Genomic DNA, 19,259 nt, shown 5'->3' with positions numbered 1-19,259 from the left:
AAATATTTGACTATTATTTCAACCACTTAAACAGTATTTTTTCTAAACTGGATCTTATAATAGGTTTGCAAACATAATCATCCATTCCTGACGCTAAACATTTTTCTTTTTCACCTAACATTATTCCGGCAGTCAAGGCTATTATGGGAATATTATTGTATTTTTTTAATTGTTTAATTTCGGCAGTAGTTTCATATCCATTTTTACGAGGCATTTGGATGTCCATTAAAATCAAGTCCAGATTCTCTTTTTTATACAATTTAATGGCTTTTTTACCATCGGAGGCTTCTAATACTGTACTGCCCGGAAGTATTGATTTAAGTAATGTTTTTACCAAAAGCATGTTTATTTTATTGTCCTCGACTACTAATATTTTTTTGTTCGATAAATTTCCAATAGAAGAAATATTCTCTTCTTTTTCAACATTATTATTTAAATCTTTTGAATCATATTCATGATTTGATTTTTCTAATTCAACGGTAAAGAAAAATTCACTTCCTTCTCCATAATGACTATTCAGCTCTAACTTGCTGTTCATTAATGCTAAAAGTTGGTTTGTAATAGTCAGTCCCAAACCAGTACCTCCAAATTTTCGCGTAATTGAACTATCTTCCTGCATGAAAGAATGGAATATTTTTTCTTGATTTTCTTCTTTTATTCCAATGCCTGTATCTTTAACCGAAAATTTTAAATGACATTGATTTTCATTTTCAGAAGTAACCGTGTTGCTAATATTTAATTCAACAGAACCTTCTTTCGTAAATTTCAACGCATTCCCTATCAAATTCACTAAAATTTGTTTCAATCGTATGGAATCCACTAATACATAATTGGGAACCGTTGCGTCAATATTTAGGATTAGAGCTATTTTACTTAAGTCTGCATGATATTTGAAAATATCGATTACATGATGGATCAGTTCAAAAAGATTAACTTCTTCGATATTCAATTCAAATTTACCCGATTCAATTTTTGAAAAATCCAAAATATTATTAATAATCTCAACTAATATTGTAGCTGATTCATGAACTGTACTCATATACTCCGTCTGATTTTCATCCAGATTTGTTTTCATCAACAAATCAGTAAAACCAATGATTCCGTTCAAAGGAGTGCGAATTTCATGACTCATATTAGTCAAAAAACTGGATTTTGCTTTATTAGCCGCTTCGGCTTGATCCTTGGCTTTAATCAATTCAATTTCTAACTTTTTTAACGCTGTAATTTCAATAAAACTGATTACTACTTCAGCTATTTCTCCTGAATTATTAAATACAGGAAAACCATTTATCAGAAGCCATTTAAAAGAAGCATTCTCGTTTTTTTTGATTCCAATTATAAAATTTTTTATTGGTTTTTTAGTATTTAAAATTTCGATTACCGGATAATTCTCCTGAGCCAAAGGTTTATTATCTTCTTTTATACATTCCCACACTGGATTAAAAATCTGTTTCCCTTTCATCTGATCATTACTCAAACCAATCAGTTTCGATGCTTTAGGATTAGAAAAAAGTATCGAAGTGTCCTTATCATGCAAGATAATCCCAACATCAAGATTGTTTAATAATTCTCTATACCGCTCTTCACTTTCTCTAAGAGCAGATTTGGTTAATTTGAGTTGTGTAATATCTACCGTGGTGATGAGAGCTTCATTTCGATTTTCAGAAAGAACAGCAGTGAGGTAAACATTTATGGCAAAATTGTTTTCTAAAAGCAATTTAACTTCACAAGATCCTTTTAGATTCGTATTGAAAACAGTATCCAAGAATTCATTGAAGATTGGTTTTGTATCATCAGAGACAAAAAACCCAAATTGACTGTTTATTAATTTTGATCTTTCTTTTTGTAATAATTGAGAACCGGTAAGATTGAGTTGCGTTATTTTTCCAGAATTTGTTAGTGTAAAATAGCCTGAAGGAGCAAAATCATACAATTCAGTATATTTTTGCGTAGCCATTTCAGCTTGTTCTTTGGCTAAAATAAGTGCTTCTTTTTGCATCTCCAATTCTATCTGATGAACTTCTAATTCATGGATCAGTTTTAATGTTTCCACTTCTGATAGTTTAGAATCAGCTATTGAATGTTTTTGTTGTTGTAATTCTCCCCCCTTACTTTCAATATTTTCCATAAGTATTATCTTTATAAAGACTACTGTTTTTATTCCCTGACAATTGAAAATTAAATACCTATTCTTTTACTTCTGTAGTGGTATATCATTTATAAAAAACTAAATATTTCTGTAATTATGACTAAAAACCAAACTGACAAGCGCTGTATTCCCTTTTTTTGTAGTTCATTTTTCTATTTCCATGAAACCTAAATGAAAACAGTACGATTTTATTTAGGTCCTTTTCACTTTTAATCAGTGTTTTAGGAACCCAATTTATCTCAAGAAAATAGTTGAGTAACGCAATTAGTTTATTGGGGAGTTCTTTTGAAGAAGAAGAAACAATAACAGCTATAGCACCTTCAATTGTATTGCGGTGTACGCTCTTAAATTTTGCCAAAGCAGGATCTTTGACAAGTGTAAAACCATTTTTTTCTTTATCGGATCCCATTCCAAAAAGAATGATTCCAATATTTTTTTCTATTCTATCTAATGGCTCAAGTTCGCCTGCTGATGCTCCAATACCAATTATTGGAAAATCACTGTTGTCGGCAATAGACAAGCTTGAATTTAGTTTCAAATCAAGAATTTCGCCTTCCCCTTGGCTAATTTGATTATTTTTTACCATCTCGAAATTAGAATTTCTATACTTTATTATTAGTTAAGTCGTATTGTTGTTTCAATAATTGTCCTTTTTAACTTTGATTACTATGCAATTGTCAATTCTATTTGCTTTCAATAACTAAATTGCTTTTGCAAAAGTAAAAATGATTAGAAGCTCATTGCCCTTCCACAAAAAATCATTGAAATTTAACAACTGTTTACCTTTTTAAAAAATAGATTGAAATTTAACACTACGCCTAATTACATATTTCTATTAAATTTGCCACTATTTTAGTGTTAATTAAAATAATTAACTAAATATACTCTTAAATGACTATAAATTTAATAAAAAAATATTTTTATTACAACTAAACACAAAACTAAATAGATAAACATTCTTTAAAAAAATCAAGAGGTAAGAGTACTCCTTTACAATTTTAATCAAAATTTACAGTACACTTCAAAGTGTTAAACCAAAATAATATTTTCGGCTTAGTTTTTGCAAACCATTTATTTAAAATTAGGAGAGCTAGTTTATATTTTTAAACTTTATTTGAACCTGAAACTATCGCAAAGCAAATTCCTGAATTGCGTACTACAATAAAATTAACAAAAGAATAACACACGTTTGTATATACAAATAAAAAATGTGTTACATTTGTACCAACAAATTACATGTATACAAATATGAAAATTGAAGATGTATTAAAAAGTACTATTGCCTATGATAATTCAAAAAGAATTATTCTGAATGTTTTGTACACTCAAAATGTAATTACAGACAATTTTAATGAAATATTAAAACCCTATGAATTATCAGGGGAGCAATATAATGTGTTACGAATATTAAGAGGCCAGAAAGGAAATCCTGCAAACATGTGCGTTATTCAGGAACGAATGTTAGCCAAAACGAGTAATACTACCCGATTAGTCGATAAACTATTATTGAAAAAATTTGTGACTCGAAATGTTTGCCCTGAAAATAGAAGAAAAATAGAAGTTTTAATTACTCAAAAAGGACTTGATGTTTTAAAAGAATTGGATCCTAAAGTAATGGAACACGAGCAGTTTTTTTCTAAAAATTTGGACTCGGAAGAATTAGAACAATTAAATCAATTATTAGAAAAGTATAGAAATCAATAAACATAAATTAATAATGAATAATTTCCTAAACAATCAAAATTGGAGATACGCAACAAAAAAATTTGATGCAGCAAAAAAAATCTCTACCGAAGATTTGAATATATTAAAAGAAGCCATTCGTTTGAGTTCTTCCTCTTATGGATTACAGCCTTATAAAGTTATAATTGTTGAGAATCCCGAATTAAGAGCAAATCTTCAACCAGCAGCATGGGGACAATCACAAATTGTTGAAGCTTCACATCTGATTGTCTTCGCGAATGAAACCAAAATAGACGATTCGGCTATAGATGATTATTTAAAAAACATGAGTGAAACCAGAAATACTCCAATGGAAGCTTTAGCAGGCTATGGGGCGTTTATGAAATCTAAAATTACTGCTCTGACAGCCGAAGAAAAAAATATTTGGTCAGCAAAACAAACTTATTTAGCTTTGGGAAATCTTTTGAATGCTGCTGCTGAACTTAAAATTGATGTTACCCCAATGGAAGGATTTGTCCCAGCCCAAATAAACGAAATTTTAGGATTGGATAAATTAAACCTAAACGCTTCTTTAATAGCTACCATTGGTTACAGACACGAAGAAGATGCAACCCAGTTTTACAAAAAAGTCAGAAAATCACACGAAGAATTATTTATTACACTATAATTATTAATTAAAATCAAATTTAAACACATGAAAAATTTCAAATCAATTGCATTAGCATTAGTAGTAGTTCTATCTACTTTATCAGTAACAGCGCAAACTAAAAAAATTGACGCTTCAAAAAGTACAATCAACTGGACAGGAAAAAAAGTAACTGGACAACATGAAGGTGCAATCAATCTTAAAGATGGTGCATTAGTTTTCAAAGGAAAAAAATTAATTGGTGGTACATTCAATGTAGACATGAATTCAATCGTAGTTACTGACTTAAAAGCAGGTCAAGGTAAAGAAAAATTAGAAGGTCACTTGAAAGCTGACGACTTTTTTGGAACGGATAAATTTGCAACAGCAACTTTAGTTTTCAAAAAATTAGTTACTAAAGCTCCTAATGTATACACTGTAACTGGAGATTTAACAATTAAAGGTATCACTAAACCAGTAACTTTTGATTTAACTACAACTGCTACTACAGCTTCTACTAATGTAAAAATTGACAGAACAAAATACGATATTAAATATGGTTCTGGAAGCTTCTTTGAAAGCTTAGGGAACAAAGCAATCAATGACGATTTCGATTTGGCAGTAGCCTTGAAATTCTAATTTCATCTCAAAATAATATCTTAAAACCCTAACAAGCAATTGTTGGGGTTTCTTATTTATAGTCCATCGCGTAATTCTTGCAAAAAAAAGATCTTTTTTCAATTCAAAAAGCAATTTTAATACTCCTGTATTACTTCAGAGGTAACTATTCTTAAAATTTACATTCCTTCATTTATAATAACAATCAAATAATATAGAGCCTTTATTGATTTAACACAGTCACTATAATTTTGAAAATAAAAATAGCCATGAAGAAAATAGCTTTTATTGTAATTTTAAGTTTAATAAATAGCCCATTTGCAAATGCTCAAGAAATAAAAGGAATCAACGGTCAAACCAATTGGATGAATAATTGGACGAACTTTAAACCCGCAATTACCGAATACAGAGATGCTACCATTATACTGACCGGAACAATTAGTCAAGATCTAAAACTTGATAAAAAAAATACCTACCTCCTAGTTGGGGTCGTGTATCTTGCCAATAACGCCGTTTTGACCATTGAACCAGGAACGATTATTAAAGGAGATCTTGAAAGCTGTGGCACACTTGTCATTACAAAAGGATCTAAAATCATGGCTGAGGGAGAAGAAACAAATCCAATTATTTTTACTTCCAATAAAGGTGTTTCTGAAAGAAAACCTGGAGATTGGGGTGGTATTATACTACTTGGAGAAGCTCCCATAAATAAAATAGGAGGCGTTAATTTCCTCGATTTTAACCTAGACCCTATGATGTGTCAATATGGCGGACAGAATTTAGAGAGTAATTCCGGAATATTAAAGTATGTTCGTATCGAATATGCGGGCAGAAAACTAAATGCATTAAAGGAATTAAACGGATTATCGTTGGCAGGAGTTGGTTCAAAAACAAAATTTAGTTTTATTCAAATTAGTTATTCCAATGATGATTCTTTCGAATGTTATGGCGGCGAAATCAATTTCAACAATCTAATTTCATTTAGAGCTACTGATGATGATTTTGATTTTACCCAAGGAGTACAATGTAATATCAGTAATAGTATCGCCATCCGTCATCCGTATTCGTGGGACAGTTCAAAGTCTAGATGTTTTGAAATTGACTCCTATGACAAAGTCGAATACGCAGATTTCACAAAAAAATTAACCAAAATTACCGCCAATAATATTACATTGGTAAATACCGAAGAAAATAATCAAGGACTGGTGCGAGAATCGATTCACGTTAAGGAAAAAAGTTATCTAAACCTAAGCAACAGTGTTATTTCTGGATTTAGTCCATTTATACTATTAGACAACAAAATAGCTAATATTTCTGAAAATTTAACGAAAATTAATCTGCAACATATACTCATTAACAATTGTACCGCTGGTATTCAAAGTGAAGATGTTACTAATAATCCCGAAATAATGAATTGGTATCGCAATGATAATTTTTATTTGCAGTATTCCAAAATCAACAACCTCGATTTATTTGTTGAACCAAACATTAAAAAGAATCCCGATTTCAGAATCAAAACAAACCAAAATTTAGCAATCGAAAATTAAATAATGCCATTTTATTAACCTTCTGTTAATCAAAAATAGTATAGCTGTCCGTATCTTTTTTTGTAACTTTGATTAGATAAAACAATTTATGATGAATTTGAACTGAATGTTGTATTAACATCCTAAACCAAATAAATTTAACAAAAAACGCAAAAAAATAAAGATTTTTTTCGAATTATTATATACGAATACTCAAATTACATTTATATCTTTGTATCAATAAAAAAATTATGAAAACAATTTTAAACAATACTTGGTGGTGGAACAATTTACGTCAGTCGTCGTGAACTAAGCTCCTATAGTATTATTAAAACTATAAATATAAAAGGCTTGTCATCACGACAGGCCTTTTTTTTGTTCCAATTTTTAATCAATTAGTACTGACAAGTCGAGACTTCTCTCTATCAAACAAAAAACAAAATGAAACCTTTTATACTAAAAACAAACTATAAGCAAATCCTTGCCGATACAATTACTCCAGTAAGTGTGTATCTCAAACTTCGCGATAAATTCCCTAATAGTTTATTGCTGGAAAGTAGTGATTATCATGGCAATGACAATAGCTTTTCCTATATCTGTTGTAACCCGATTGCATCTATAAAAATTGAAAACGAAATCATTCACAAGAGTTTTCCTGACGGAAAATTTGAGAAAATTACTATTGATGCCGACACCAATATTCCAGAAGTAATCCAAGAATTTTCAGGTCAATTCAAATCAGAGAAAAACAATTTCAAATTCATAAATAATGGCCTTTTTGGTTATATCTCTTATGATGCCGTTCGTTATTTTGAAAAAGTGTCCATTGCCAAAAAAGAAAATAGCAACACCATTCCCGATGTGTATTATGCGGTTTACCAAAATATAATTGCCATCAATCATTTCAAGAATGAAGCCTATATTTTCTGTCATAGTTTGGATGGAAAAAACAACATTTCAGAAATTGAACAATTATTGCAATCCAGAAATATTGCTTCTTATAAGTTTACAAAAGAAGGAGAAGGATTTTCGAATCTAACTGACGAAGAATTCAAACATAATGTGGCTTTGGCCAAAAAGCATTGCTTTAGAGGTGATGTGTTCCAATTAGTTTTATCCAGAAGGTTTACCCAAGGTTTCAAAGGCGATGAATTTAATGTATATAGAGCATTGAGAAGCATCAATCCTTCGCCCTATTTATTCTTTTTTGATTATGGAGATTTCAAAATATTTGGTTCTTCACCCGAAGCCCAAATTATTGTCAAAAACCGTAAAGCCGAGATTCATCCTATCGCAGGAACTTTCAAAAGAACGGGTGATGATGAAAAAGATGCCATTCTTGCCAAACAATTATCCGAAGACAAGAAAGAAAATAGCGAACATGTGATGTTGGTTGATTTGGCTCGAAATGATTTAAGTCGAAATGGTCACCATGTCAATGTTGAAAAGTACCGAGAAGTTCAATTTTTCTCTCACGTAATTCACTTGGTTTCAAAAGTAACGGGACATTTACACCCAAAAGCCACAACGATGCAAGTTGTCGCCGATACTTTTCCGGCAGGAACATTGAGCGGCGCTCCAAAACACAGAGCCATGCAACTGATTGAAGAATACGAAAAAACCAATAGGAATTTCTATGGTGGTGCCATCGGTTTCATGGATTTTGAAGGAAACTTTAACCACGCCATTATGATTCGGACTTTCTTGAGTAAAAATCATCAATTGCATTCCCAAGCGGGAGCCGGAATTGTAGCCAGTTCTGATGAAGAAAGCGAAATGCAGGAAGTGTATAATAAATTGAGGGCATTGAATGCCGCTTTGGATTTAGCGGAAACAATTTAGACTTAAATAAGACATAAAAAGCTAGGAGTTAGATGTTAAGCGTGAGAAACGCATAACTCTTAACCCTTAACATATAACTTAAACAAAATGAAAAAAATATTAGTCATAGACAATTACGATAGTTTCACTTACAATTTAGTGCATTATCTCGAAGATTTAAATTGCGAAGTAACCGTTTATAGAAACGATGAATTTGATATTGATGAGATAGCTATCTTCGATAAAATATTACTTTCTCCAGGACCCGGAATACCGGATGAAGCAGGATTACTGAAAGAGGTAATCCGAAAATATGCTCCAACCAAAAGTATTCTTGGTGTGTGTTTAGGACAACAAGCCATAGGCGAAGTTTTTGGAGGAACGCTATCAAATCTTGAAAAAGTATATCATGGCATAGCAACAATGATAAAAACCGTAGTAGATGATGAACTTTTGTTTGAAGGATTAGGAAATGAGTTTGAAGTGGGACGCTATCACTCTTGGGTGGTTGATACTAATTTACCAGATGTTCTGGAAGCGACTTCATTCGACGAAAACGGTCAAGTCATGTCCTTGCGTCACAAAACATTTGATGTTCGCGGTGTACAATTTCATCCCGAAAGTGTTTTGACTCCAAATGGAAAAAAAATATTAGAGAATTGGGTGAAAAATTAGTCATAAAGTCAAATGTCATAATGTCGAAAGACTTTAAGACCTTCGACTTTCAACTTTAAGACATATTTAAAAAATGAAAAATATATTAAACAGACTGATCAATCATGAAATACTTTCTCAAGAAGAAGCAAAAAATGTATTGGTTAATATCTCCAACGGAAGTTATAACACCAGCCAGATAGCTTCTTTCCTTACCGTTTACATGATGCGAAGTATCAGTATAGAAGAGCTTGCGGGCTTTCGTGAAGCGTTATTGGAACTGTGTATCCGTGTGGATTTATCAGGGTACAATACCATTGATTTATGCGGAACCGGTGGTGATGGTAAAGACACTTTCAATATTTCAACTTTGGCTTCATTTGTGGCTGCCGGTGCAGGAATAAAAGTGGCAAAACACGGAAATTACGGGGTTTCATCCATTTCCGGATCCAGTAATGTGATGGAAAAAATGGGAATCAAGTTCAGTAATGACACTGATTTTCTGGAGAAATGTATGGACAAAGCCGGAATTTGTGTTTTACACGCACCATTATTTCATCCAGCTATGAAAAATGTGGGTCCAATTCGAAAAGAACTGGCTGTAAAAACATTCTTCAATATGTTGGGACCAATGGTAAACCCATCTTTTCCAAAAAATCAATTAGTCGGTGTTTTCAATTTAGAAATGGCCCGAATGTATGCCTATTTGTATCAAAATACCGATGTAAATTTTACCATCTTGCATTCGCTTGACGGCTATGACGAAGTTTCCTTGACAGGACCTACAAAAACAATTACCACTTCAATGGAAGGAATGCTAAATCCGGAAGATTTTGGTGTTCGTCTTTTGCTGCAAAGCGAAATTGAAGGAGGAAAAACCATTGAAGAATCAGCACAAATATTCACTAATATCATTGCCGGAAAAGGAACTGAAGCCCAAAACAATGTGGTTTGTGCCAATGCCGGAATGGCAATAGCAACGGTTACTAAATGCACACCGTTGGAAGGTTTTGAATTGGCAAAGGAAAGTTTGTTCTCCGGAAAAGGACTAAAAGCTTTACAAACATTACAAGAATTGAGTAAATAATAAATACAATCGTTTAACCAAATTACCGATTAAACGATTAACCAAATAAACAACAGATGAACATACTCGATAAAATTATAGTTGACAAAAAAAGAGAAGTCATTCTCAAGAAATCAATCATTCCCGTTTCGCAATTGGAAGCTTCAGTTTTCTTTGAAAAAAAGACTATTTCTTTGAGCAATAATTTAAGAAACAGCACATCAGGAATTATTGCAGAACACAAACGCCGTTCGCCTTCCAAAGCAGAAATAAACTATAGTTTTACGGTGGAAGAAGTAACAAAAGGCTATGAAAATGCCGGTGCATGCGGGATTTCAGTTTTGACGGATGGAAAATATTTTGGTGGTTCTTTGGACGATTTGCTTTTGGCTAGAGCCACAGTAAATATTCCTTTATTGCGAAAAGAATTCATTGTAGATGAGTACCAAATCTTGGAAGCCAAAGCACATGGAGCCGATTTGATTTTGCTTATCGCAGCGGTTTTAACGAGAGAGGAGATCAAATCATTATCTGAATTTGCTAAAAGTTTAGGGCTGGAAGTTTTACTGGAAGTTCACAATCAGGAAGAATTGGAAAAATCGATTATGCCCACATTAGACATGATTGGTGTGAACAATCGAAACCTAAAAACATTCGAAGTGAGTTTGGATTTCAGCAAGCAATTGGCAGCACAAATCCCAGATGAATTTGTAAAAATTTCCGAAAGCGGGATTTCATCCATTGAAGCGATTAATGAACTAAAACCTTATGGGTACAAAGGATTCCTGATAGGGGAAAACTTTATGAAAACGGATAATCCCGGTAAAGCAGCAACCGAATTTATTTCTCAACTATAAAAAGTAACCCTGTTAGGGTTAAAACCCTAACAGGGTTAAATACAAAAACGATATGAAACTCAAAATCTGCGGCATGAAATACCCCGACAATATACTCGAAGTAGGCTCGCTCCTACCCGATTATATGGGATTTATATTCTGGGAGAAATCAGCTCGGTATTTTGATGGTGTGATTCCAGATCTACCAAAATCGATTAAAAAAGTGGGCGTTTTTGTAAATGCTTCCCAAGAAGAAATTCTTGAAAAAATTGCAAAATACGATTTGCAAACCGTTCAATTGCACGGACAGGAATCGGTTGAATTTTGTGCTGATTTGAAACAAGTTTTGAAAGATGAGAATGGGAAACAAGTTCAGATCGAAATTATAAAAGTATTCTCTGTTGATGATTCTTTTGATTTTGAAGTATTGAAACCATTTGAAGCCGTATGTCATTATTTTCTTTTTGATACCAAAGGAAAATTACCCGGCGGAAACGGAACCATATTCGACTGGAAAGTATTAGAAAAGTATCCTTCAAGCAAACCATTTTTCCTGAGTGGAGGAATCGGAATTAATGAAATCGACGCCATAAATGAAATTTCGAAAACCAATTTACCCCTTTACGCCATTGATGTAAACAGTAAATTTGAAATAGAACCCGGATTAAAAAATATAGAATTATGTAGAAATATACGTAGAGACGCACTGCAGTGCGTCTCTACAAAACGCGTCTCTACAACGTGCGTCTCTACAGATAACAAAATAAAAAAATAAAATTATGTCATACCACGTCAACGAAAAAGGCTATTACGGAGAATTTGGAGGCGCTTACATTCCTGAAATGTTATATCCAAATGTGGAAGAATTACGTCAAAATTATTTAAAAATTACAGCAGATCCTGAATTTCAGGCAGAATTTGACGCGCTGTTAAAAGATTATGTAGGTCGCCCTACGCCTCTTTATTTTGCAGAGCGTTTATCCAAACAATACAACACCAAAATCTACCTGAAAAGAGAAGATTTATGTCATACCGGTGCCCACAAAGTGAACAATACGATTGGGCAAATTTTGTTAGCCAAACGTTTGGGTAAAAAACGAATCATTGCCGAAACCGGTGCTGGTCAGCATGGCGTTGCAACAGCAACCGTTTGTGCATTAATGGGATTGGAATGCATCGTGTATATGGGCGAAATCGATATCAAGCGTCAAGCGCCAAATGTGGCTCGTATGAAAATGTTGGGTGCCGAAGTGCGTCCGGCGCTTTCGGGTTCAAGAACCTTAAAAGATGCCACTAACGAAGCCATTCGCGACTGGATTAACAATCCTGTTGACACCTATTATATCATCGGTTCTGTCGTTGGTCCACATCCTTATCCCGATATGGTGGCGCGTTTCCAAAGTGTCATTTCTAAGGAAATCAAAGAACAATTATTAGAAAAAGAAGGCCGCGAAAACCCTGATTATGTGATTGCTTGCGTAGGTGGTGGTAGCAATGCTGCCGGTGCGTATTATCATTTTCTAGACAACGAAGACGTGAATATCATTGCGGTCGAAGCAGCAGGATTAGGAGTCGATTCTGGCGAAAGTGCCGCTACATCGGCATTAGGGAAAGTAGGTGTTATTCACGGTAGTAAAACCCTGTTGATGCAAACTCCTGATGGCCAAATCACCGAGCCGTATTCTATTTCGGCAGGACTGGATTATCCGGGCGTTGGTCCTATGCACGCTAATTTATTCGCTACTGGCAGAGCGCAATTTATCTCGATTACGGATGACCAAGCCATGCAATGGGGATTAAAATTATCTAAAATGGAAGGACTCATTCCCGCTATTGAAAGTGCGCATGCCTTTGCCGTTCTAGACGAAATGAAATTCAAACCGGAGGATATTGTAGTCATCAATCTTTCCGGTCGTGGCGACAAAGATTTGAATACCTATATTGATTATTTCAAATTATAATTGGGTTTATCCTGAATTTATTTCAGGGCGTTACCCCGCAGAAAAAGCGGGGTCGGGCTGTACGCTATATCTTTTATGTCCCGAAAAAACGGGACATAAAAGGATGCCGCTTCCATCCCTAACGCAAACCTCCGCTTCGCAAAGTCTCCGACTTTGAGAAGGTGATAAACGGTCTCCGACCGCATTAATAAAAAGAAGGTCGGAGACCTCAAAAACATCCTCAAAGTCTTAGACTTTGCGGAGCTAAAAAGATAAAAACTTATACAGAATAAAAAATGAACCGAATAAATCAAAAATTACAAGAAACCAAAAAGATACTTTCCATCTATTTCTCTGCGGGATATCCTAACTTAAATGATACCGTACAAATCATTCAGGATTTAGAAAAAAGCGGTATCGATATGATTGAAATAGGATTGCCGTTCAGCGATCCATTGGCTGATGGACCAACAATTCAAGCCAGTTCCACACAAGCGTTGCACAACGGAATGACAACTCAAGTGTTGTTTGACCAATTAAAAGATATTCGTAAAACGGTTTCAATTCCTTTAGTGATTATGGGGTATTTCAACCCGATGTTACAATACGGAATCGAAAATTTCTGCCAAAAATGTGCAGAGATTGGAATCGACGGATTAATCATTCCTGACCTTCCGGTTGATGTGTATGCCGATGAATATAAAGCTACTTTCGAAAAATACGGATTGAAGAATATATTCTTGATTACGCCACAAACTTCTGACGAGCGCATCCGTTTTATTGACAGCGTATCCGATGGATTTATTTATATGGTAAGTTCGGCGAGTGTTACGGGATCACAAACTGGTTTTGGAAGCATCCAAGAAGATTATTTCAAACGCATTGCAGGAATGAATCTAAAAAATCCACAAGTAATTGGTTTTGGAATCAACAATGCGGAAACCTTTAATCAAACTACGCAATTTACTAAAGGAGCAATTATAGGTAGTGCTTTTATTACGCATTTAACCGAAAACGGAACTGGAAAGATTGCCGATTTTGTAAAAGCGATTCGATAAACAACTTCTTTTATATAAAATTAAACGGCGTTTAAAGTTCATTTAAATGCCGTTTTTTTGTGGTTTAAACAATTGTACATCTAGTCATTTATAAGATTATTTTTATATATTAGCGTAACGAATAAGACTGACGTTATTCGACCTATCTACCTAATTTTGGGGTGATAGGTAGCAAAACCTCAGACCTATACACTAGTTAGCGGAAAGACCCAACAACTAAATAAATTATAAGATATGGCGAATGTTAATAGTTCAAATGGTATATACGCAATAGATGGTCACCCTGATGAGTGTCCTTATTGCCATAATAAAATAACCCCAGTAAGTATTTACAGTTTTCAAAATCCAAAAACCCGCCTATTAGACGTTTTACAAAAATGTCCAAATGAGCAATGCTCGCAGACTTATATCGCATACTACTCGCATATTGGAGGTAGTTCTTTTGGTTACATTGGACAAACTACGCAGGGAAGTCTCATAGGAAAGGTTTTTTCCCAGACTATCATTGAAATTTCTCCTGCTTTTAATACGATTTATAATCAGGCTTTTACTGCAGAACAACAAGGCTTAGATGAAATTTGCGGTGTTGGTTATCGCAAAGCATTGGAATTTCTAATTAAAGAATATGCAATTAAAAATAAACCCGAAAAGAAAGATGCAATTGAAAAGAAACTTCTCGGATCTTGCATTGCAGAATATGTGGACGATAATAGAATTAAAGCAGTTGCAAAAAGAGCGGTATGGTTAAGAAATGATGAAACACATTATATAAAAAAATGGGAAGGAAAAAATCTTGAAGATTTGAAAAAATTAATTGAATTAACTGTTCATTGGATTGAAATGGAAGTATTATCCAAGAGCTTTGAAGAAGAAATGCCGGAATAGTCCTCCCCGCTCCGCAAAGTGTCTCTTCGAAGAGTACATAACGTTATCGTGGATGCTGCGCAAATGTCTCTGACTTTGCGCAATTTCCTAAACCAGTAATTAAAACAAAACGCAACAAAGTCTCTGACTTTCATCGTCTTAGATTAAAAAAAACCAGCTCTTCAAAGAATACATAACATTATCGTTAATGCTGCGCAAACGTCTCTGACTTTGCGCAATTTCCTAAACCCGCTCCGCAAAGTATCTCCCCGCTCCGCAAAGTGTCCCTATAAATAAATAAATTTCTCGTAAATGCTGCGCAAATGTCTCGCCAGCTCCGCAAAGTGTTCTTCTAAAAAATAAATTTCTCGTGAATGCTGCGCAAATGTCTCTGACTTTGCGCAATTTCATAAACTTGATAAGAAAACTAAAAAACCATAAAGTCTCTGACTTTCATCAACTTAAATTTAAAAACACAAACAAGTCATTAAAATCGTTATTTTTATATTAAAAATACGTCAAGATGAAAGAAGGCTATGTAATTCGGGATCAGACTTTACCACATTATATTACGGCAACCGTTGTCGATTCGATAGATATTTTCACTAGGCAAACCTACAGAGACAGTATAATAGAATCTTTGGATTACTGCATAAAAAACAAAGGAATGATTTTGTATGGCTATGTCATTATGAGCAATCACATTCATTTAATCATTCAATCTCAAGATGGCAAATTATCAGATTTGATAAGAGATTTTAAAAAATTTACCGCAAAAAATATTTTAGATAAAATCCAAGCCGTACCAGAAAGCCGAAAAGAATGGATGCTGGAACGCTTCAAACTAGCAGCAGAAAAGCATACAAGAAACAAAAATTATCAATTTTGGCAATACGGAAATCATGCAGAAGAGATTTATAGCAATAAATTTATGTGGTCTAAATTAGATTACATTCATCTGAATCCAGTAAGAGCCGGTTTAGTTGAAAAGGCTTCACAATATATTTATTCCAGCGCAAGCAATTACATAAACGATTCCGGATTATTAAAAATAGAAAAGGCCGATAATCCTATAATTAATGTTTTGGATTCGAATGCTTTTGTAAAATACAATCAGCAATGAAATGGCATTCAAAAGTCAGAGACTTTTAAGGCCATGCTACTTTAAACATATGCTGAAAATTACGCAAAGTCAGAGACATTTGTGCAGCATATGCAACAAACACTTCTGCTCCGCAAGTTGTTCTTCTAAAAAATAAATACATTCTACAATACGGATTGGGTAAAATTTAAAGTTTGTTTTGTACTTTTAAAACATACTCATTTACCGAACACTTAAATTACTATAATGAATTATCACTTTAGAAAAGCGGAACTATCTGAAATAGGTCCAATATGGGAGATTTTACAACAAGCTATACAACGCCGAAAAGAAGACGGCAGTAAACAATGGCAAGATGGCTACCCAAATCCAGAAGTCGTACAAAAAGATATTGAAAAAGGAGAAGGGTTTGTTTTGGTTGAAGGAGAAACTATCATCGGTTATAGTGCGGTACTAATCAATGACGAACCTGCCTATGCGACTATTGAAGGAAACTGGCTAACGAATGGTGATTTTGTAGTACTGCATCGCGTAGCTATTTCTGAAAAGTATTTAGGTAAAGGCTTGTCTAAAATGATTCTCAAATACATAGAAGATTTTGCGCTAAGCAATAACACCCGCTCCGCAAAGTGTCCCTGTAAACACATAAATTTCCCCCGCTCCGCAAAGTGTTCTTCTAATAAATAAATTTCTCGTAAATGCTGCGCAAATGTCTCTGACTTTGCGCAATTTTATGAACTTGTCATAAAAACTAAAACCCCGCTCCGCAAAGTGTTCTTCTAATAAATAAATTTCTCGTGAATGCTACGCAAATGTATCTGACTCTGCTCTACAACATGTTTTTTTTTAAGCATTCAAAAGTCAGAGACTTTTATGACACTACTAATTTAAACAGAAGCTGAAAATTGCGCAAAGTCAGAGACATTTGCGCAGCATATGCAACAAACACTTCTACCTCGCAAGTTAATCTTCTAAAAAAAATACCCCGCTCCGCAAAGTGTTCTTCTAAAAAATAAATTTCTCGTGAATGCTGCGCAAATGTCTCTGACTTTGCGCAATTTCATAAACTTGATAAGAAAACTAAACCGCTCCGCAAAGTGTTCTTCTAATAACTAAACTTCTCATAAATGCTGCGCAAATGTCTCTGACTTTGCGCAATTTCCTAAACTTGATAAGAAAACTAAAACGTCATAAAGTCCCCGCTCCGCAAAGTGTTCTTCTAAAAAATAAATTTCTCGTGAATGCTGCGCAAATGTCTCTGACTTTGCGCAATTTCATAAACTTGATAAGAAAACTAAAACGTCATAAAGTCTCTGACTTTTGAATGCTTAAATTTAAAAACACAAACAAGTCATTAAAATCGTTATTTTTATAGTAAAAATACGTCAAGATGAAAGAAGGCTATGTAATTCGGGATCAGACTTTACCACATTATATTACGGCAACTGTTGTCGATTGGATAGATATTTTTACCAGGCAAACTTACAGAGATAGTATAATAGAATCTTTGGATTACTGCATAAAAAACAAAGGAATGATTTTGTATGGCTATGTTATTATGAGCAATCACATTCATTTAATTATTCAATCTGAGGATGGAAAATTATCAGATTTGATAAGAGATTTTAAAAAATTTACCGCAAAAAATATTTTAGATAAAATCCAAGCCGTACCAGAAAGCCGAAAAGAATGGATGCTAGAACGCTTCAAACTAGCAGCAGAAAAACATATAAGAAACAAAAATTATCAATTTTGGCAATACGGAAATCATGCAGAAGAGATTTATAGCAATAAATTTATGTGGTCTAAATTAGATTACATTCATCTGAATCCAGTAAGAGCCGGTTTAGTTGAAAAGGCTTCACAATATATTTATTCCAGCGCAAGCAATTACATAAACGATTCCGGATTATTAAAAATAGAAAAGGCCGATAATCCTATAATTAATGTTTTAGATTCGAATGCTTTTGTAAAATACAATCAGCAATGAAATAGTACAAAAGTCTGGAGACTTATAAATGTTTATAGCATTTAAGGCTATTTTAATTAGCGCAAAGTCAGAGACATTTGCGCAGCATACACAACAAACACTTCTGCTCTACAACATGTTCTTTTAAAAAAAAGTATTCAAAAGTCAGAGACTTTTATGACACTACTAATTTTAACATATACTAAAAATTGCGCAAAGTCAGAGACATTTGCACAGCATACGCAACATATAATTTGGAAAGCAAGAGTGAAATAGTATTCAAAAGTCAGAGACTTTTATGACACTACTAATTTAAACAGATGCTGAAAATTACGCAAAGTCAGAGACATTTGCGCAGCATATGCAACAAACACTTCTGCTCTACAACATGTTCTTTTAAAAAAAAGTATTCAAAAGTCAGAGACTTTTATGACACTACTAATTTTAACATATACTAAAAATTGCGCAAAGTCAGAGACATTTGCGCAGCATACGCAACATATAATTTGGAAAGCAAGAGTGAAATAGTATTCAAAAGTCAGAGACTTTTATGACACTACTAATTTAAACAGATGCTGAAAATTACGCAAAGTCAGAGACATTTGCGCAGCATATGCAACAAACACTTCTGCTCCGCAAGTTGTTCTTCTAAAAAATAAATACATTCTACAATGTGGATTGGGCAAAATTTAAAGTTTGTTTTGTACTTTTAAAGCACTCGCATTAACCGAAAAAACTCAAATTACAATAAATGAATTATCACTTTAGAAAAGCGGAACTATCTGAAATAGCTCCAATATGGGAAATTTTACAACAGGCAATCCTGCGAAGAAAAGAAGAAGGCAGTAAGCAATGGCAAGACGGTTATCCAAATCCAGAAGTCCTACAAAAAGATATTGAAAAAGGAGAAGGATTTGTTTTGGTTGAAGGAGAAACTATCATCGGTTATAGTGCGGTACTAATCAATGACGAACCTGCCTATGCAACTATTGAAGGAAACTGGCTAACGAATGGTGATTTTGTAGTACTGCATCGCGTAGCTATTTCTGAAAAGTATTTAGGTAAAGGCTTGTCTAAAATAATACTCAAACACATAGAAGATTTTGCGCTAAGCAATAACATCTACAGCATAAAAGCGGATACTAATTTTGACAACATCGTCATGATGAAAATTTTTGAAAGTTTGGGCTATACCTACTGTGGCGAGGTATATTTTAGAGGAAGCTCCAGAAAAGCATACGAAAAAGTATTAGCGAAACAGGACTAATTGAAATTATGAAAAACTTAGGGTTACAATTAAAAAACCGCAAATTCGCAAATAAAAATAGTTAGTAACTGTTTCTATAAT

18 protein-coding genes are annotated in these 19,259 nt (G+C 33.7%); 16 read left to right on the top strand and 2 right to left on the bottom strand.

What is annotated here, in order from left to right:
• Positions 1-13 precede the first annotated feature (13 nt).
• Both E0I26_RS14535 and E0I26_RS14530 read right to left on the bottom strand, forming a co-directional pair.
• A complete protein-coding gene (locus E0I26_RS14535) occupies positions 14-2,128 on the bottom strand; it encodes a PAS domain-containing hybrid sensor histidine kinase/response regulator (protein ID WP_131917167.1) in 2,115 nt (704 codons plus the stop codon).
• 121 nt (positions 2,129-2,249) lie between these two features.
• Positions 2,250-2,735, bottom strand: a complete 486-nt coding sequence (locus E0I26_RS14530) for a hypothetical protein (RefSeq protein ID WP_131917166.1) — start codon at positions 2,733-2,735, stop codon at positions 2,250-2,252.
• Between the two features lie 662 nt (positions 2,736-3,397).
• Between E0I26_RS14530 and E0I26_RS14525 the strand changes: the two genes are divergently transcribed.
• The 16 genes from E0I26_RS14525 to E0I26_RS14450 all read left to right on the top strand — a co-directional run bounded on the left by E0I26_RS14525 (position 3,398) and on the right by E0I26_RS14450 (position 19,178).
• On the top strand, positions 3,398-3,853 hold the full coding sequence (locus E0I26_RS14525; protein ID WP_131917165.1) for a MarR family winged helix-turn-helix transcriptional regulator: 456 nt from the start codon (positions 3,398-3,400) through the stop codon (positions 3,851-3,853).
• 13 nt (positions 3,854-3,866) lie between these two features.
• Positions 3,867-4,499, top strand: coding sequence for an NAD(P)H-dependent oxidoreductase (locus tag E0I26_RS14520; RefSeq protein ID WP_131917164.1), 633 nt, complete (start codon positions 3,867-3,869; stop codon positions 4,497-4,499).
• Positions 4,500-4,526: 27 nt separating this feature from the next.
• Entirely contained in the window at positions 4,527-5,096 is a 570-nt protein-coding gene (locus E0I26_RS14515; protein WP_131917163.1) for a YceI family protein, read from the top strand.
• A gap of 248 nt (positions 5,097-5,344) precedes the next feature.
• Entirely contained in the window at positions 5,345-6,622 is a 1,278-nt protein-coding gene (locus tag E0I26_RS14510; RefSeq protein ID WP_131917162.1) for a hypothetical protein, read from the top strand.
• Positions 6,623-7,042: 420 nt separating this feature from the next.
• Positions 7,043-8,443, top strand: coding sequence for an anthranilate synthase component I family protein (locus E0I26_RS14505; RefSeq protein WP_131917161.1), 1,401 nt, complete (start codon positions 7,043-7,045; stop codon positions 8,441-8,443).
• A gap of 87 nt (positions 8,444-8,530) precedes the next feature.
• Positions 8,531-9,097 carry an anthranilate synthase component II gene (locus tag E0I26_RS14500; RefSeq protein WP_131917160.1) on the top strand — a complete coding sequence of 189 codons (567 nt, stop codon included), beginning with the start codon at positions 8,531-8,533 and terminating at the stop codon, positions 9,095-9,097.
• A gap of 73 nt (positions 9,098-9,170) precedes the next feature.
• A complete protein-coding gene (gene trpD, locus E0I26_RS14495; protein WP_131917159.1) occupies positions 9,171-10,163 on the top strand; it encodes an anthranilate phosphoribosyltransferase in 993 nt (330 codons plus the stop codon).
• A gap of 56 nt (positions 10,164-10,219) precedes the next feature.
• Positions 10,220-10,999 (top strand): indole-3-glycerol phosphate synthase TrpC, encoded by a 780-nt coding sequence (gene trpC / locus E0I26_RS14490; RefSeq protein WP_131917158.1) that lies wholly within the window; start codon positions 10,220-10,222, stop codon positions 10,997-10,999.
• Positions 11,000-11,051: 52 nt separating this feature from the next.
• On the top strand, positions 11,052-11,753 hold the full coding sequence (locus E0I26_RS14485) for a phosphoribosylanthranilate isomerase (RefSeq protein ID WP_131917157.1): 702 nt from the start codon (positions 11,052-11,054) through the stop codon (positions 11,751-11,753).
• A 4-nt stretch (positions 11,754-11,757) separates the two neighbouring features.
• Entirely contained in the window at positions 11,758-12,939 is a 1,182-nt protein-coding gene (gene trpB, locus E0I26_RS14480) for a tryptophan synthase subunit beta (RefSeq protein WP_131917156.1), read from the top strand.
• A 275-nt stretch (positions 12,940-13,214) separates the two neighbouring features.
• Entirely contained in the window at positions 13,215-13,976 is a 762-nt protein-coding gene (trpA, locus tag E0I26_RS14475) for a tryptophan synthase subunit alpha (protein ID WP_131917155.1), read from the top strand.
• Positions 13,977-14,210: 234 nt separating this feature from the next.
• Positions 14,211-14,861, top strand: coding sequence for a DUF4145 domain-containing protein (locus tag E0I26_RS14470; RefSeq protein ID WP_131917154.1), 651 nt, complete (start codon positions 14,211-14,213; stop codon positions 14,859-14,861).
• A 502-nt stretch (positions 14,862-15,363) separates the two neighbouring features.
• The gene (locus E0I26_RS14465) at positions 15,364-15,963 is read left to right on the top strand and encodes an REP-associated tyrosine transposase (protein ID WP_131917153.1); all 600 of its coding nucleotides are present in this window, start codon (positions 15,364-15,366) and stop codon (positions 15,961-15,963) included.
• A gap of 225 nt (positions 15,964-16,188) precedes the next feature.
• Positions 16,189-16,629 (top strand): GNAT family N-acetyltransferase, encoded by a 441-nt coding sequence (locus E0I26_RS14460; RefSeq protein WP_131917152.1) that lies wholly within the window; start codon positions 16,189-16,191, stop codon positions 16,627-16,629.
• Positions 16,630-17,332: 703 nt separating this feature from the next.
• Positions 17,333-17,932, top strand: coding sequence for an REP-associated tyrosine transposase (locus tag E0I26_RS14455; protein WP_131917151.1), 600 nt, complete (start codon positions 17,333-17,335; stop codon positions 17,930-17,932).
• Positions 17,933-18,662: 730 nt separating this feature from the next.
• A complete protein-coding gene (locus tag E0I26_RS14450; protein ID WP_131917150.1) occupies positions 18,663-19,178 on the top strand; it encodes a GNAT family N-acetyltransferase in 516 nt (171 codons plus the stop codon).
• Positions 19,179-19,259: the final 81 nt, after the last annotated feature.

This window comes from Flavobacterium rhamnosiphilum, from assembly GCF_004349195.1.
GTDB lineage: Bacteria > Bacteroidota > Bacteroidia > Flavobacteriales > Flavobacteriaceae > Flavobacterium > Flavobacterium rhamnosiphilum.
Note: the sequence above shows the minus strand (reverse complement) of the source record. Positions and strands in the feature narration are given on the sequence as shown.